Here is a 15,776-nt window from a genome sequence, read left to right on the forward strand (position 1 = left end):
TCTCAAAGGAGCTTTCCCATGGATCTGAACTTGCAGGGCAAGATTGCTTTCGTCACCGGCGCGAGCAAGGGCATCGGCCGCGAAGTGGCGACCAAGCTTGCCAACGAGGGCGTCGACGTCGTCATCACCGCTCGGGGTGAGGAGGCGCTGGCCAAGACCGCGGCCGAGATCAGTGCCGAGACCGGGCGCCGTGTCGTTGCCCAGGCGGGCGACATGAGCGACTTCGCGGACGTTCAGCGGTGCGTAGACGCCGCGATCGCCGAGTTCGGCCGCATCGACATCCTGGTGACCTGTGCGGGAAGCTCGCCGGGCGGATTGCTCGAGGAGCTCACCGACGACCAGTGGATGCAGAGTCTGAACCTGAAGTTCATGGGATACGTCCGCACGGTGCGTGCCGTCGTGCCGCACATGGTGGAGCGCGGCTCGGGTGCCATCGTGCTCGTGGTCGGCAACGATGGTCTGAAGCCGAGCTTCTGGGAGATGACCGCCGGCGCCGCCAACGCCGCGGATCTGAACTTCGCCTCGTCCGTCGCCGATCAGTACGGACCCAAGGGCATTCGCGTCAACACGGTCAACCCTGGACCGGTCGACACCGATCGCTGGGACGGTCTGGAGAAGGCGTTCGCGCGAGACATGGGCGTCGACCAGGCCGAGGCGCGCCGCCGCGCGGAAGCGTCCATTCCGCTCGGTCGCATCACGCAGCCCCAAGAGGTGGCCGCACTCGTCACCTTCCTCGCATCGGACCTGGCAGGGAGCGTCCATGGTGCTCATATCCCCATCGACGGTGCGCAGCGCAAGGCACTGATGGAGCGATGAGCAGCGGCTCGAAGGAGGTGCGGGGATGTCGATAGCGCGGACCGATGACGGCGTCGACCTGTATTACGAGGAGGCGGGGCGCGGACTGCCGATCATCTTCGTCCACGAGTTCGCAGGTGATCATCGCTCCTGGGAGCCGCAGCTGAGCCACTTCGCGCGTCGTTACCGGTGCGTGACCTTCGCCGCGCGCGGTTTCCCGCCCTCGTCGGTTCCTACGGATCCGGGAAGCTACAGCCAGGCGCGCGCGGTGGAGGACATCGCCACGATCGTGCGGGCGATCGGTGCTGAGGCGGCTTACGTCGTCGGCAACTCGATGGGGGGCTTCGCGGCGCTGCATTTCGCCCTCACTCACCCGGAGATGACCTTGGCGGCGGTGGTGGCCGGGTGCGGCTACGGGGCCCATCCGGACAACGCCGAGACGTTCCGCTCCGAATCCGAGAAGGTGGCAGTGGCCTTCGAGACCGAGGGCTCACGAGCGATGTCGTCGTGGTACGGATTCGGGCCCGCGCGTGTCCAGTTCGAGGACAAGGACCCTCGAGGCCACCGCGAGCACGTGGAGATCCTCGCTCAGCACGACCCGATCGGGGCGGCGCTGACCATGCGAGGAGTCCAGAAGGCGCGGCCCTCGCTGTACTCCATGACGGCCGAGCTCGAGGCCTGTGAGCCGGCAGTCCTCATCGTCGCCGGTGATGAGGACAACGGGGTGCTCGAGGCTGATCTGATGCTCAAGCGCACGATTCCCCGCAGTGGGCTTACCGTGCTGCCTCGCACAGGTCATGTCTCCAACCTCGAGGAGCCGGCTCTCTTCAACGCCGTGATCGAGGCGTTCTTCCACAGCGTGGAGGCAGACCGCTGGGGCCCGCGGGACCCCCGCTCGTTGTCGAGCTCGGTCACCGGCGCCAAGTAGGCCGGCCGGACGACGGCTCAGGACCGCCTGTGCTGGGACGGCGCATGACCGTCCCAGCACAGGCGGTTTCGTGTCCGTTCACGCTGCAGCTCGGTGATCAGGCCTGATGCGACAGTCGCCCGCTTGACGTCGGAGAGCGCGTGGGCGTCCATGGCGCGCAGTGCCTCGAGCAGCTCGGTACAGGCGGCATCGGTATCGGTCACCAGGGGCGGGACGTATCCGGCGGCCTCGGCTTCCTGCGCGGCGAGCCAGCGCGCCGTGAGCGTGAGGTTGAGCCCGCGTGCCCGGCCGAAGTGTGCGGTCGCGATCCAGGCTCCGACGACGAGACCGTGGCCCGGTCCCACCCAGCGCCAGCGCGCTCGCTCGGTAGCGATGCGAAGGTCGGCGGCGGCGGACAGCTGGGCTCCTCCGCCCACCGCCGGCCCGTCCACAAGAGCGATCGTGAGACCCGGCCGGGTGAGCATCGCCTCATACAGCTCGTAGAGGCGATCGCTCAACCGCGCACGCTCCGGGTCACTCACCGAGAGGCTGGCACCGGCGCAGAACATCCCGGCGGTAGCGCTCTCGATGACCACGGGGGAATGCGGCCGCTCCGCCATGGCCGCGATGAGCGCATCGACGTCGGCGAGGGTCAGGGCGTTGCGCTGTTCGGGTCGGTTGAGCCGCAGTCGCAGGCTCTCGACGGCACCCTGTTCAACGAGGACCGAGCTCATCTGATCTCCTTGACGAAATATGATATATCTGTGGGTGGGGTTCGTGTGACTGAGCCCACCTCGGGAGAGGTAGAACCAGGGGAAGCGAGCCATCCGGATGGAACGATCGGTAGCACAGCGCGTTGGAGCGATGCAGTACTCCTCCAAGAGCGACGTCGTGTGCGCGATGCTCCGTGAGCTGATCATCAGCGGTGAGCTGGTGCCGGAGGAGCCGCTGCGGCAGCGCGACCTCGCCGAGCGATTCGGCGTCAGCCAGACGCCTGTCCGGGAGGCGCTCCGGCGACTGGAGTCCGAAGGGCTGATCGTCAACGATCCGCATCGGGGTGCCAGTGTCGCCGGGTCCCGCCGCGGCGCGGTCGAGGACAACGCTGAGATCAGGGCGGCCCTGGAGTCTCTGGCAGCCCGACTGGCGGTCCGCTCCATCGAGGACGCCCAGATCGCGCTGTTGCGCGAGCTCAACGACGAGATCGCTGAGCTGCCCGAGGGGGACCCGCGTTATGCTGAGCTCAACCGGCAGTTCCATTTCACGATTTACGAGTTCGCCGATTCTCCGGTGCTGATGTCGATGATGCGTCTGCTGTGGCAGGCGATGCCCACTGGCCCGAAGGTCAAGCGGACGCAGGCCAAGTCGGTGCGTCAGCATGCCCGGCTCATCGATGCCTTGGCCGCACGGGACGGGGACAAGGCCGCTGCGTTGACGATCAAGCACATCCTCGGCAGCGAGCATCTGCCCTCGGAGATGGCGCGTCCCTGATCCGCCGGGGCCCTTCGCCCGGTGATCGAGTGCTGGCGCGCTCCGCCCGCCGACATGGCGGACGTGGCGGCGAGGCGCGCGGGTGAAATGGAGCACGATAGTATGATATACCAAATATTGTGTTTCTGAAAGTGTCGGAAACGCTGTACCCCGGCAGCCGTACGGCGCGTCGTCCAGAGGGAGTGATCACCGTGTCCAGCCCACCGGCTACGAGGCAGCGCCGGCGGCGCAGCCAGCCCTCCCAAGCCAGCCCTGCCGACCAGACGCAGACGTGGGCGCGGCGGGAAGACATCCGCCTCACGACAGGCACGGGCACGTTCGTCGGTGACGTGGACCTCGACGGCCAGCTGTGGGCGCGAGTGGTCCGCAGCGCGGTGGCGCACGGCGTGCTGGTGGACATCGACGTCACTTCAGCGGCTGAGATGCCCGGGGTCGTTCGGGTTCTCACCGCGAAGGACCTCGCCGACGTTCCTCAGATTCCGCTCCGCATCCTCAGCAGGCCAGAGCTGAATGAGTTCCTCCAACCGGTGCTTGCCAGCGAGCGGGTCCGCTATGTGGGGGAACCCGTCGCGATCGTCGTGGCCGAATCCGCGCGTGCTGCGGAGGACGCCGCCGAGCGCGTGGTGGTACAGGTCGACGAGCTGGTGCCGGCGATGGCTGTCGACGAGGACCACGTCGACGCCGTCTGGCCCGACGCGACACGCGACGCCATGTGTGTCTTCACGGGTCGAGACGGCGAGCCGGACGCCGTCTTCGAGTCGGCCGACGTCGTGGTCGCCGCGAGCTTCACCACGGGGCGCGACACCGGCCTGCCCTTGGAGACCCGAGGGCTGGTCGCGCAGTGGCTCGGCGACGAACTCCACCTGTGGGGTCCTACCAAGTTCATCTGCTTCACCCGTGCCACCGTGGCTCGCTGGTTCGATCTGCCTGAGGATCAGGTCATCTGCCACCACGTGGACGTCGGCGGCATGTTCGGCAGCCGTGGTGAGGTCTATCCGGAGGACTACCTGGTCCCGTGGGCCTCGGCAGTCACCGGGCGGCCGGTCAAGTGGATCGAGGATCGCAACGAGCACCTGGTCTCGATAAACCACTCGCGCGGACAGACTCACCGCATCTCCATCGCGGCGCGAGCCGACGGGACCCTGCTGGGACTTCGCGACGAGGCCCTGGTGGACATGGGCGCCTATGCTCGCCCGATCGGAGGTCGAGTGGCAGAGCTGACGGTCGAGTCGCTCCCGGGACCGTACCGGTGGCCCGCGCTGGATGTCATCTGCACGGCGGTCGCCACGAATCGGACTCCCGTGGGAACGATGCGGGGGCCGGCGACCTTCGACACGACGTTCGCGCGCGAGCGGCTGCTGGACATCCTCGCTGACGAGCTGGAGATGGACCCGGTGGAGCTGCGCCGCCGCAACCTCATCGGCGCCGACGAGATCCCTTACGTCCAGGACTTCGGTGCGGGCACGCATCCGTCGGTGTACGACAGCGGTGACTACCACCTCGTCCTCGATCGCTTCCTTGCCGACCTCGACTACGAGGCGTTGCTCGAGGAGGTCGGTCAGCGCCGGGCCGAAGGAGAGTCCGTCGGGGTGGGATTCGCGTTCTTCCTCGACCACTCCGGCCTGGGGCGAGAGGAGACCGTCCAGTTGCGGCTGACTGCCGACGGCCGGTTCGTCTTCTACACCACCTCGTCGGAGATCGGACAAGGACTCGCCTCGATGATCATCACGGTGGCGGCCGAAGCGCTGGGTGTGTCCCCTGACCTCATCGACGTCGTCGCCAACCAGTCGGGCGAGTTCGACGGTGGCAACGGCAGCTTCTCCTCCCGGGGCACGATCTTCGTCGGGAGCGCGACACAGGACGCTGCTTTCCAGCTGCGCTCGATGCTGGCCAAGGAGGGTCCTCAAGCGAACCCGGCGGACGCTGACGCGTGGAGGGCGCTGGGACCACGGACGGTCATCGGCCGCCACACCAACGACGGCCCGACGTACGGGTTCGGTGCGGCCGCGGCCGTCGTCTCGGTCGAGCCGGAGACACTGGACATCGTCGTCGAGCGTCTGGGTGTCGCGTACGACTGCGGGCGAGTGATCGATCGCCCGTCGGCCATGGGGCAGCTCGTGGGGGCTGCCGTCCAGGGACTCGGAGGGACCCTCCTGCAGGAACTGACCTTCGACCCCGACGGCCAGCCGCAGAGCACGACCTTCATGGACTTCCAGCCACCCACCGTGACCGAGGTGCCGCGGGTGGAGGCGACGCTGCTCGAGCTGGGCGGCACCACCTCTAACCCGCTCGGCGTCAAAGGCATCGGTGAAGCGGGCATCATGGGCGTGGGCGGGAGCATCTCCAATGCGCTCTCAGCAGCCCTCTCGACGACTCGTGCGATCACACGTCTGCCGATCAGGCCCGACGACGTCGTGCCGTTCGCCCCTCCTCTGCCGGCGGCGGGCAACCAGTTGCGTTCGTCGTTCGAGCGCCGCCGACCATCCGAGCCGGCCAGTCGGGACGTAACGGGCGCGCCTGGCCCGTCGTCGCGTTCCTGGCTCGTCATCCTCGCGGCCGGAGCGCTCGGTGTGGCGCTCGCCGCGCGGGCACTGAGAAGAAAACTCGCCGCGAAGGGACATCATGGCTGACCTGATCGACATCCACGCCCACCACTATCCGGAGACGTACCTCGAGGCGTGCCGCAGGCCCGACAGCGGCTTCGAGACCTACGTCCGCGATGACGGCCGACTCGTCGTGAAACAGGACGGCGCCGTCGCACTCGCCGCTCCTCAGCCGATGCCGAGTCTGGAGCAGCGTCTCACCGCGATGGACGCTGCGGGAATCGGCCTGCAGGTCCTGTCGGTGTCGGCGCCCAACGTCTACCAGTTCCCCCGTCAGTGGCGCGCATCCTTGACGTCGGACATCAACGACGAGATCGCCGCGATGGCGGATGCGTCGAACGGTCGCCTGCTGACACTTGCCAGTCTCCCGCTGCCCGACGTCGACGTCGCCCTGGACGAACTCGATCGAGCGCTCAAGCTACCGGGCGTCGCCGGCATCATGCTGACGACCACCATCGCACGGCAGACCCTGGACGCTCCCCAGTTCGTTCCGCTGCTGGAGGAGCTGTCCCGTCGCGAGGTCCTGGTCCTGGTCCACCCGACGACGGGGTGCTCGACCGAGGGAGTTCGTGAGTACGCACTCGCCCTGGGCCTGGATTTCCTCGCCGAGACGACGAACTGCATCGCCCGGTTGGTGTACTCGGGGCGTTTCGAGCAGTATCCGGGCATTCGGTGGGTCTTCTCCCACCTGGGGGGAACGACCCCCTTCCTCATCCACCGCTTCGACAACTACTTCCAGCAGTTTCCCGAATGTCGGGAGCACATCGACCGCCCGCCGAGCCAGATTCTCGAACGGGTCTACTTCGACACCGTCACGACGCACGTGCCGGCGATGCGGTGCGCGCTCGACACCTTCGACGTGGGTCAGTTCGTCTTCGGCACCGACTATCCGCATGTGCCCGGCGGCCTCGGGCGATTCACGCAGACCCTGGCCGCGGCCCAGCTCTCCGATGAGGACTACGCGCGTATCGGCTGGGGTACCGCGACCGATCTCCTTCGCCTCCCTGAACGAGGGAGGACTCGTCGATCATGAAGGCACCCCCGATCAGTTACGCGGCTGCCGAGTCGGTCGAGGAAGCCGTGGCGCTGCTGACCGAGCACGGTGACGACGCCAAGGTTCTGGCGGGCGGTCAGAGCCTGCTGCCCATGCTCAACTTGCGTCTCGCGCAGCCCGGGGTCCTCGTGGACATCGGGCGGATCGAGGAGTTGCGGCACAGTGGTGTGACCGAGGAAGGCGGTCGTCTGTGCGGATCGCTCACCACGCACCGCGAGCTCGAGATGGGGGCTGTTCCCTCGCTCGGCGACGTGGCTGTGCTCCGTACCGCGGCATCGCATATCGGTCACCTGCCGATCCGTACCCAGGGCACGATCGGAGGGAGCATCGCTCATGCGGACAGCGCGTCGGAATGGTGCGTGCTCGCACTCGCGCTCGATGCCGTCATCCACGTGCGGGGGACGGGAGGTGCTCGCCGTATGCCGGCCGAGAGCTTCTTTCACGGCTTCTTCTCCACAGCACTGGAACCGGACGAGATCATCACCGGCATCGAGTTCCCCGTGACCGGCTCGTCCTCGGCGAACTTCGAGGAATACGCCCGCCGCAGCGGAGACTTCGCGATCGTCGCCTCCGCCGTGGCGCTGGACCTGCGGGAGGGCCGATGCGAGAGTGCGAGGATCGCACTCGGCGGCGTCGCGGGAGCTCCCATCCGCCTGCCTGAGGTGGAACGCCTCGCTGAGGGACATCGTTTCGCCGGCCCGGACGACGAGGCCGTGCGCGAGCTGGCCCACGCCTGCGCCGAAGCGATCGACCCGCCATCGGACGTCCACGCTTCGAGCACCTACCGGAAGCGGCTGACCGAGGTCCTGGTGTCCAGGGCGGTCGCGGGCTGCTTGCGCCACGATGACAGCGAAGGTGGACGCCGATGAAGGAATCGAGCCGGGAACAGAGCGCCGAGAGGGTGCAGCTGTGCACGACGATCAACGGTGTCGAGGTCGCATGTGAGGTGGACGCGGCGGAGTCGCTGATGGATCTCGTTCGCGGGCGCGGGCTGACGGGGACCCATTCTGGATGTGAGCACGGCGTGTGTGGTGCGTGCACCGTGCTGGTCGACGATCGTCCAGTGCGCGCCTGCATCGTGCTCGCCGCGCAGGTGCAGGGCCGGACGGTCGAGACGATCGAGAGTGTGGGTGGGCCCGACGATCCGTCCAGGCTTCAGCGTGCGTTCTCGGCCTGCAGCGGTCTTCAGTGCGGCTTCTGCACCCCGGGCTTCATCATGTTGGCCACGGGCTTGCTACGAGAGAATCCGTGTCCGAGTGAGCACGAGATCGTTGAGGCGGTCTCCTCCAACCTGTGTCGATGCACGGGATACGCATCGATCGTCCAGTCCATCGCCTCCGTCGTCGAGGCCGATCCAGATGCCGGGGCCCCGGCACGCCCACCGAGCAGGGAGAGGACCCATGAAGCTTGAGCACGCCTTCGATATCCCGGTTGACACTGAGACGGCCTGGTCCGCGCTCCTCGATATCGAGGAGGTCGCCCGCTGCTTTCCGGGCGCGGTCCTGGACTCGCTCGAGGGGGACACGTTCACCGGCAGCGTGAAGGTCAAGGTCGGCCCCATCGTCATTACGTACCAGGGGTCGGCTTCCTTCACGTCGAAGGACGAGGCGGGAAAGCAGATCGAGTTGTCGGCTTCCGGCCGTGACACCAAGGGGTCGGGTACTGCGAACGCCGTCGTGCACGCCCACGTGCGCGACCTCGGGAGAGCGACGACGCGGGTCGAGCTGGTGACGGACTTGGCGGTCACGGGCAAAGCGGCGCAGTTCGGGCGTGGGGTGATGAAGGAGGTGAGCGACAAGATCCTGGGGCAGTTCGCGGACAACCTCGCGGCCCGTCTGGGCGCGGCAGGGTCGTCGACCGCCGCGGACGCCCAAGGTGGGGAAGGGTCGCTCGATCTCGTCCGCGTGGTGGCGCTGCCGCTCATCAAGCGCTTCGGTCCCATCGTTCTGCTCGGTGCGATCGCGGCCGTCGTCTGGGCTCGGCGGCGCCGCTGACGCCATTGGCGGCACGAGAACGTTGACATTCTATTTGGTATACACTATAACGTTCTCACGCCATAGTGGCGCCGATCACAGGAAGTGGGACCCATGACTCGACCACACACCGCTGGACGCCGCTCACGGCGCCTGTTCCGCGTCGTCGCTCTGGTCGGCGCCGGCGCGCTCGCGCTGGCCGCCTGTGGCTCGGCGGGGGAGCTGAACTCCACCGAGGACGAGAGTGCGCTGACGGTGGGTCTGATCCTCGAGGGCCCCAAGAACGACAAGGCCTTCAACGAGTCCGCCTATAGCGGCGTCCTGAATGCCGCGAAAGACAACCCGGACGTCGTCCTGAAGTCCACCCTGGAGAATCGGCACAGCACGCAGGAGCAGACCGATGCTGTGGGCACGTTGGCTCCCATCGTGGACGTCGTCGTTGCGGCCGGCGCCCAGTTCGGTCCCATCTTCGATGTGGAAGCCCCGAAGTTCCCCGATACCAAGTTCGTCACCATTGGCGGTTATCCAGCCAAGCATCACGACAACGTCTACTCCCTCGCATTCGATCGGGTCGCGGCGTACGTCGTCGGGGCGATCGCCGTCGAGCTGACCGATTCCAAGACCGTGGGTTTTCTCGGCGGCGCCGACATCCCTCCGACCAATGCCTCCATGGCGGCGTTCAAAGCCGCTGTCGCCGACGCCGACCCTTCGGTGAAGGTGCTGAGCAATATCGTCGGGGACTTCAACGACGTCTCGAAGGCCAAGGCGGCGACGGCGGCGATGATCGCCGACGGCGCGGACGTCTTGATGTCGTATCTCGACGCAGGAGTGGTGGGCTCGTATGCGGCGGCCCAGGAGTCGGGCAAGGACATTCCGATCTTCAAGCTCGATCTTCTCGAGTGTGACGCCTACCCGAACATCGTCGGGGCGAACGTGGGCGACAACACCGCCGCCGTCGAGACGATGCTCGGCGGTCTGGCGACTGACACGCTGGAACCCGCAGGCGTCACGATCTTCGCGGGGCTTGAGGACCCGAAGCTGCAACGTGTTGATCTTTGCCCGAGGTACGCCGAAGACCCGGTCGTCGCCGACCTGGCGCAGAAGACCGTGGCCGGCATCCTCGACGGCACGATCGCCCTGCCTGAGGAAGCGTTGAACCCCCGACCGGAAGGGCCCTACCGCCTCGGCATCGATGGCCCCGTGAAGAACGCCGGATAAGGGCCGACGATGGCGACCGCGGGCGGTCCTTCCGTGAGAGCTCATGGCGATGCCACGGTGGCTCTGGAACTCAAAGGCATCACGAAGCGGTTCCCGGGTGTCACCGCGAACGACGGGATCGATCTCGACGTCAAGCGCGGGGAAGTCCACGCGCTGCTCGGTGAGAACGGGGCTGGGAAGTCCACCCTGATGAACATCGTCTTCGGCCTCGTCGCGCCCGACAGCGGCGAGATCATCGTCGGGGGGAAGCGTGTCACGCCCCACGGGCCGCAGGAGGCCGCCGCGCTCGGAATCGGCATGGTCCACCAGCACTTCATGCTGGTGCCGGACATGGACGTCATCGAGAATGTCGCGTTGACCTCCACGCGCTGGCCGCGGATGCTCAAGCGTGAGAACCTCCGATCTGAGCTCGACGCGCTCGCGACGGCTTTCGGCCTGGGAGTGAGCAGCAAAGCGCTCGTCGAGACGCTGTCGGTCGGGGAGCGCCAGCGGGTCGAGATCCTGAAGCTGCTGTACCGGGGCGCCCAGCTGATCATTCTCGATGAGCCGTCAGCCGCCCTGACACCTACGGAGTGGCAGAGCCTCACCGCGTTCCTTCGCACGATGACCGCTGAGGGCAAGGCCGTCGTCCTCATCACGCATAAGCTCGACGAGATCATGGACGTGGCGGACCGCTGCACTGTCCTGAGGGACGGACGTGTCGTCACCACCCTCGACGTCGCCACCACCGACAAGGCCACACTCGCTCGCACCATGGTGGGGCGGGACGTGTCGCTGCGGGGCAGCCGGGCAGCAGCGCAGGTCGGCGATGTCGTTCTCGAGGTCGAGGACGTCACCTTGGACGAGGGCGGCCGGCGCCTGCTCGACGGCGTCTCGCTGCAGGTCCGCAGTGGCGAGGTGGTCGGGATCGCCGGTGTCAGCGGCAACGGTCAGAACGAGCTGGTTGACGTGATCGTCGGCTTGAGCCGTGCGGCGACTGGCAGGGTCACGATCGACGGGCGCGAATACAGCGATCTGTTGACCCGAGGATTCACCGCCGCGGGTGGCGCCCTGGTGCCTGAGAGCCGCCACAGTGAAGGTGTCGCCCTGGATCTGTCGATCTGGGAGAACCTCGTCGCCAAGGAACTCACGCGGTTCACCCGGCACGGCGTCGTCGACATGGCCGCAGCGCGACGTCACGCGGTCGAACTCTCCGCCATGTTCGATATCCGTTCCCCGAGTGTGGAGACCGGGGTCAAGAAGCTGTCTGGGGGTAACCAGCAGAAGGTCGTCTTGGCGCGTGAACTGAGCCGGGACCCCCGCCTGGTGATCATGTTCCAGCCGACGCTCGGTCTCGATGCGGGTGCGATCGAAGGTGTCTACCGGCGCATCAACGAGCAGAAGCTCAAGGGAGCGGCCGTTCTGCTGATCTCGTACGAACTCGACGAGATCCTCTCGCTCACCGATCGCTTCGCCGTGATGTTCGGCGGTCGGCTCGGCCCGATGATGACGAGCGAGAATGCTGACGTTGAGCGGGTCGGGCTGCTGATGGGCGGTGGCCGGTGAGCGCTCACACTGGTCGACGCCACGTCGGCAGCGCGCTGATGGAGCTTGCGCTCTCGCTGGCGGTCGTCGTCTGCGCATTGGGAATCGCGATGATCTTCGTTGTCGTGTCCGGGGTTCCGCCGGCCGCCGGGGCCGGGGCGTTCATCGATGGAGCGTTCGGATCTCAGCTGAACCTGGCCGGCACGTTGAGCAAGATGGTGCCGTTGACCTTGGTCGCTCTCGCGTGGATCATCGCGGAGCGCGCCGGGCGCTTTCATGTCGGATTCCCTGGTCAGATTCTCGTCGGCGGTCTCTTCGTGTCCGTCGTGGCCTTGAAGATCAGCGGACCGTCGTTCGTGCATCTGCCGCTGGCGCTCTTGGTCGGAGCCGCAGGGGGTGCGGTCTATGCGGCACTCGCCGCGCTGCTGTGGGCGAAGCGGGGCGTCAACGAGATCCTCTCGACCCTTCTCCTGAATCTGATTGCGCTTCAGCTCCTGGCCTGGTGGGTCAGATATCCGTTTCATGACCCGGCCACGCCGCTTGCTCTCACGCCGGCCTTCCCGGAGTCGGTGCGCTGGCCGTCACTTCTGCGCGATACGACGTTGCACTGGGATGTCGTACTGATTCCGTTGGCGGTAGTAGCCGTGGCCTACACCTTGAACCGGACCGTGTTCGGCTTCCGAGCCAAGATCGTCGGTTCCAATCTGCGTTTCGCCGAGCATGCCGGTATCTCCCCCCAGCGGGTCGGCACCGCTGCTCTCGTGCTCTCGGGCGCGCTCGCGGGAATCGCGGGAACATCCCTGGTGTTGGCCGGCAACGTGCCGGCGATGTCCGAGGACTTCGGATCGGCCTATGGGTTCACAGGCATTGCCGTAGCGCTGCTCGCGCGCAATTCCCCGATCGCCGTCGTTCCTTCCGCGCTGCTCTTTGCCGCGTTGCAGCAGGGCGCGGGCGTCATGGAGGGAACCGTCGGGCTCTCGTCCTCGTTGTCCGGGCTCATCCAGGGCCTCATGATCATCTTCGTCCTCGCCTCCACGACCGTGCTCCACATGTGGCGTCGTCGCCGGGACAGCCGTCGAGATGTTGCGGCAAATGAGCCAGAAGGAGCACGTGCACGATGACCGCGGGGCTGTCACTCTCACCGTTCGATGCCGCATGGCTGGGCTCCGTGTTGGTGCTCATGACCCCCTTGCTGATCGCAGGCGCCGGGGAGTTGATATCCGAACGCGCAGGCGTCCTCAATGTGGGCCTCGAGGGCATGATGCTGTCGGGCGCCTTCTTCGCCTTCTATGTCGCCTATCTGACGGGGAGCCCGGCTGTCGCTCTCGTCGGCGGTGTTGCCGGCGGACTCGTCTTCGGGCTCGTGATGGGGGCGTTGGTGATCCTGGCGGGGGCAGATCAGATCGTGGCCGGGGTGGGGATCAACTTGGCGGCCATCGGCCTGACGAGCTTCCTGTTCGACCAGATCTTCGGTGGGCAAGATCAGGTCATCGTCGCGACCCTCGGCGAGGCACCGATTCCGGTCCTGTCGAGCATTCCATACGTCGGGAGCGCACTCTTCGGCCAGGATCTGCTGGTCTACGGGGCGATCGCACTGATCGTCGCGACGTGGTTCGTCCTGTTCAAGTCGAGTTGGGGCCTCATGATCCGCTCAGTCGGTGAGATGCCCCAGGCATCGCGGACGGCCGGCATCTCAGTGGCGGGCGTGCAGTGGGCCGGCGTCCTCATTGCGGCAGGCCTGGGTGGTCTCGCAGGCGCCTACCTTTCCGTCGTCGACGTCGGCATCTTCAAGGAGCAGATGACTGACGGCCGTGGATTCTTGGTCCTGGTGGCGGTGATCTTCGGTCGATGGCGTCCGTGGGGACTGGTATGTGCTTGCCTGATTCTCGCCGCCGCCGACGGCCTCCAACTCCGGCTTGCGAATGTGACGAGTGTGCCCCGCTCGGTGTGGGTCGGGCTCCTCGTGGCCGCACTGTTGGTCGCCGGCGTGCGCTGGTGGAGGCGCCGGGTCGGGGCGACCGGACGCGGCGCGCTCGCCGTCACCGCGGCCTCGATCCTGGTTCCTGGCGGGCTGCTGATCTTCAACCCTGACGTCCATCTGCCCGACCAGCTGTGGCGCTCACTCCCGTATCTGCTCGCCCTGAGCGTGCTGGCGGCCGGCGTCTCGCGGTCCCGGATGCCGAGTCGTCTCGGGCTTCAACCACTTCGCCACGAAGGATGACCGAAAAGATGAGAGAAGAGCTGCAGAATCCCGAGCGTGAGTCCATGGACCGCGATTGGCTGATCAGACGACTTGACCCGCAACGCACCGCGGTACTGGTCGTCGATGTTCAAAACGATTTTTGTGCGGAGGGCGGCTGGTATGACCGAATCGGTTATGACGTCAGCGCGGGACAGGCCGCGGCCCGGCAACTGGAGACATTTCTGCCACAGGCACGGCGGCGGGGTTTTCAGATCATCTTCGTCAAATGCCACTACGACCGCGCTTATCTTCCCAGGGTGATGGTCGAGAGCTACCAGCACAAAGGACTCCCGCTCGACTACTGCATCGAGGGAACGTGGGGCGCGGAATTCTATGGAGTCCAGCCGGAGGAGGGAGATCTCGTGGTGACCAAGCACCGTTACAGCGCCTTCGTGGGGACCAATATGGATCTCATTCTGCGTTCCAACGGCATGGAGAATGTCGTCGTCGCGGGCGTCGCCACGAACATCTGTGTCGACTCGACTGCCCGCGATGCGTACATGAGGGACTACCGCGTGACGGTGCTCGATGACTGCTGTGGCACCTACGACCGCCGACTCCACGAGGCCACGATGGAGAACATCCGTCGCGCCTTCGGCGTGGTGGTGAACTCGCAGGATGTCATCGAGGTGACGGCGGGCTCAGACGGGAGTGCTGTGACCGCAGACTGAGGTTCCCCGGGGAGGCATCCTCGGATCCGACCGGGCGACGACGGGGCCATCCGTTCCCGGGAGTCTCGAGGGCACCGCTGCGGAGTCGACGCGTGTTCTGCCGTCTACGGTGGTCGACGACCGGTCCATGCGCGACCGACGCAAGCCCTCGATCCGAGGTCGCCTTCGCAGTACGAAGCACCCCAGACCGCCGACCGGTGAGACCGGTCGGCGGTCTGGGGTGATGTGTCAGTTCGGGAGGAAGCTGTCGTCGTACAGGTCGGTGGCCGGCGGGAGGTCGGTGAAGTTGCCGTAGTCTTCCATGCTCGCGATGACTCCCTGAAGCCCTTCGACGGCGACGGCGCCGTCTTCGGCGAAGGCGTCTTCGTCGAGCATGTTCTGCAGGCTGGCACGCACGATGTCGGCGTCGGTGGAGGTGACCTCCGCCCCGATACGCACGGCCTCGTCGAACTCCTCCTCGATGAACGCCGTCGCCCGGACGAGGGCCGCCATGAACGCCCGGAGAGCCTCGGGCTTCTCCTCCATCACCTTCTCGGTCGTGGAGACGACCTCGTTGGGATAGTCGACCGAGACTTCACTGAGCGAGAACAGCGGCGTGAGGCCTTCGCTTTCGGCGATCACGTCGAACGGCGGGAACAACAGCGTTCCGGCCACCTCACCCTGCTTGAGGGCCGCGAGCCTGTTGGGCAGCGCACCGGTAGCGACGAACGTGCTGTTCGCCGCGCCCGCTCCTTCAAGATCGAGGAGGCGCCGCGCCTGGATGTCGGTTCCGTTGCCCTCGGTGAGCATCGCAATCTTCTGGCCCGCAAGGTCGTCGAGAGACGACACCGAGGGAGAGACGAACATCTTGTAGAGGTTCTTCTTGACCGTGGCCCCGATGATCTTCGTGTTCGTGCCGGCAGAGCGCGCGACGATCTCGCCCTCGGGCAGTGTCACGGTGATGTCCGCGCTGCCGGATTGGATCGCCGCCGTACTGGCAGCGGAGCCATCCACGTTGACGAACGAGACATCGAGCCCTTCGTCCTCGAAGAAGCCCTGTTCATCGGCGATGTACAGCTGAAGGAAAGGAAGTCCGGGTGCGGTGACCGCGACCCGGAGTGTCATGTCCTCGCCGGTGCCCTCCGAGGAACCGGAGCAGGCGAAGAGCAAGCTCAAAGGGATGAGAGCGGCTAGTACTCGAATTCTCACAGCGCCTCTTTCGGTTGTTGTTGGACCAGGTTTCGCGTCTCATTCGAGACCGCTCCGAGGAGAAGGGTCTTTACACGACCCACCCGAGGAGCGATATTTGGTATAGGATATTC

General features: G+C 66.3%; 15 protein-coding genes. 13 read left to right on the plus strand and 2 right to left on the minus strand.

What is annotated here, in order from left to right:
* The first annotated feature begins 18 nt into the window (after positions 1 to 18).
* Both D9V41_RS01605 and D9V41_RS01610 read left to right on the plus strand, forming a co-directional pair.
* Entirely contained in the window at positions 19 to 816 is a 798-nt protein-coding gene (locus D9V41_RS01605) for an SDR family NAD(P)-dependent oxidoreductase (protein ID WP_121792768.1), read from the plus strand.
* Positions 817 to 841: 25 nt separating this feature from the next.
* The gene (locus D9V41_RS01610; protein WP_121792769.1) at positions 842 to 1,723 is read left to right on the plus strand and encodes an alpha/beta fold hydrolase; all 882 of its coding nucleotides are present in this window, start codon (positions 842 to 844) and stop codon (positions 1,721 to 1,723) included.
* Positions 1,724 to 1,740: 17 nt separating this feature from the next.
* Here D9V41_RS01610 and D9V41_RS01615 read toward each other — a convergent pair whose 3' ends face one another.
* Positions 1,741 to 2,436, minus strand: coding sequence for an enoyl-CoA hydratase/isomerase family protein (locus D9V41_RS01615; protein ID WP_166375857.1), 696 nt, complete (start codon positions 2,434 to 2,436; stop codon positions 1,741 to 1,743).
* 130 nt (positions 2,437 to 2,566) lie between these two features.
* Between D9V41_RS01615 and D9V41_RS01620 the strand changes: the two genes are divergently transcribed.
* The 11 genes from D9V41_RS01620 (at position 2,567) to D9V41_RS01670 (ending at position 14,475) form a co-directional block, all read left to right on the plus strand.
* Positions 2,567 to 3,190, plus strand: a complete 624-nt coding sequence (locus D9V41_RS01620; RefSeq protein WP_208006686.1) for a GntR family transcriptional regulator — start codon at positions 2,567 to 2,569, stop codon at positions 3,188 to 3,190.
* 191 nt (positions 3,191 to 3,381) lie between these two features.
* Entirely contained in the window at positions 3,382 to 5,820 is a 2,439-nt protein-coding gene (locus tag D9V41_RS01625) for a xanthine dehydrogenase family protein molybdopterin-binding subunit (protein ID WP_133434075.1), read from the plus strand.
* Positions 5,813 to 6,826, plus strand: coding sequence for an amidohydrolase family protein (locus tag D9V41_RS01630; protein ID WP_121792771.1), 1,014 nt, complete (start codon positions 5,813 to 5,815; stop codon positions 6,824 to 6,826). Before D9V41_RS01625 ends, D9V41_RS01630 begins: the two co-directional genes overlap by 8 nt.
* Positions 6,823 to 7,716 (plus strand): FAD binding domain-containing protein, encoded by an 894-nt coding sequence (locus tag D9V41_RS01635; RefSeq protein ID WP_121792772.1) that lies wholly within the window; start codon positions 6,823 to 6,825, stop codon positions 7,714 to 7,716. Before D9V41_RS01630 ends, D9V41_RS01635 begins: the two co-directional genes overlap by 4 nt.
* A complete protein-coding gene (locus tag D9V41_RS01640; RefSeq protein WP_121792773.1) occupies positions 7,713 to 8,258 on the plus strand; it encodes a (2Fe-2S)-binding protein in 546 nt (181 codons plus the stop codon). The genes D9V41_RS01635 and D9V41_RS01640 overlap by 4 nt, the downstream gene beginning before the upstream one ends.
* A complete protein-coding gene (locus D9V41_RS01645; protein ID WP_166375858.1) occupies positions 8,248 to 8,841 on the plus strand; it encodes an SRPBCC family protein in 594 nt (197 codons plus the stop codon). Before D9V41_RS01640 ends, D9V41_RS01645 begins: the two co-directional genes overlap by 11 nt.
* 93 nt (positions 8,842 to 8,934) lie before the next feature.
* Positions 8,935 to 10,038 (plus strand): BMP family ABC transporter substrate-binding protein, encoded by a 1,104-nt coding sequence (locus tag D9V41_RS01650; RefSeq protein ID WP_121792775.1) that lies wholly within the window; start codon positions 8,935 to 8,937, stop codon positions 10,036 to 10,038.
* Between the two features lie 57 nt (positions 10,039 to 10,095).
* Positions 10,096 to 11,583, plus strand: a complete 1,488-nt coding sequence (locus D9V41_RS01655; RefSeq protein ID WP_166375859.1) for an ABC transporter ATP-binding protein — start codon at positions 10,096 to 10,098, stop codon at positions 11,581 to 11,583.
* The gene (locus D9V41_RS01660; RefSeq protein WP_133434077.1) at positions 11,580 to 12,683 is read left to right on the plus strand and encodes an ABC transporter permease; all 1,104 of its coding nucleotides are present in this window, start codon (positions 11,580 to 11,582) and stop codon (positions 12,681 to 12,683) included. Before D9V41_RS01655 ends, D9V41_RS01660 begins: the two co-directional genes overlap by 4 nt.
* Positions 12,680 to 13,783 (plus strand): ABC transporter permease, encoded by a 1,104-nt coding sequence (locus tag D9V41_RS01665; RefSeq protein ID WP_121792778.1) that lies wholly within the window; start codon positions 12,680 to 12,682, stop codon positions 13,781 to 13,783. Before D9V41_RS01660 ends, D9V41_RS01665 begins: the two co-directional genes overlap by 4 nt.
* 8 nt (positions 13,784 to 13,791) lie before the next feature.
* The gene (locus D9V41_RS01670) at positions 13,792 to 14,475 is read left to right on the plus strand and encodes a cysteine hydrolase family protein (protein WP_166375860.1); all 684 of its coding nucleotides are present in this window, start codon (positions 13,792 to 13,794) and stop codon (positions 14,473 to 14,475) included.
* A gap of 228 nt (positions 14,476 to 14,703) precedes the next feature.
* On the opposite strand, the gene D9V41_RS01675 is transcribed toward D9V41_RS01670, so the two are convergent.
* Entirely contained in the window at positions 14,704 to 15,630 is a 927-nt protein-coding gene (locus D9V41_RS01675; RefSeq protein WP_133434078.1) for an ABC transporter substrate-binding protein, read from the minus strand.
* Positions 15,631 to 15,776: the final 146 nt, after the last annotated feature.

The sequence above is a fragment of the Aeromicrobium phragmitis genome, assembly GCF_003674095.1.
Classification (GTDB): Bacteria; Actinomycetota; Actinomycetes; order Propionibacteriales; family Nocardioidaceae; genus Aeromicrobium; species Aeromicrobium phragmitis.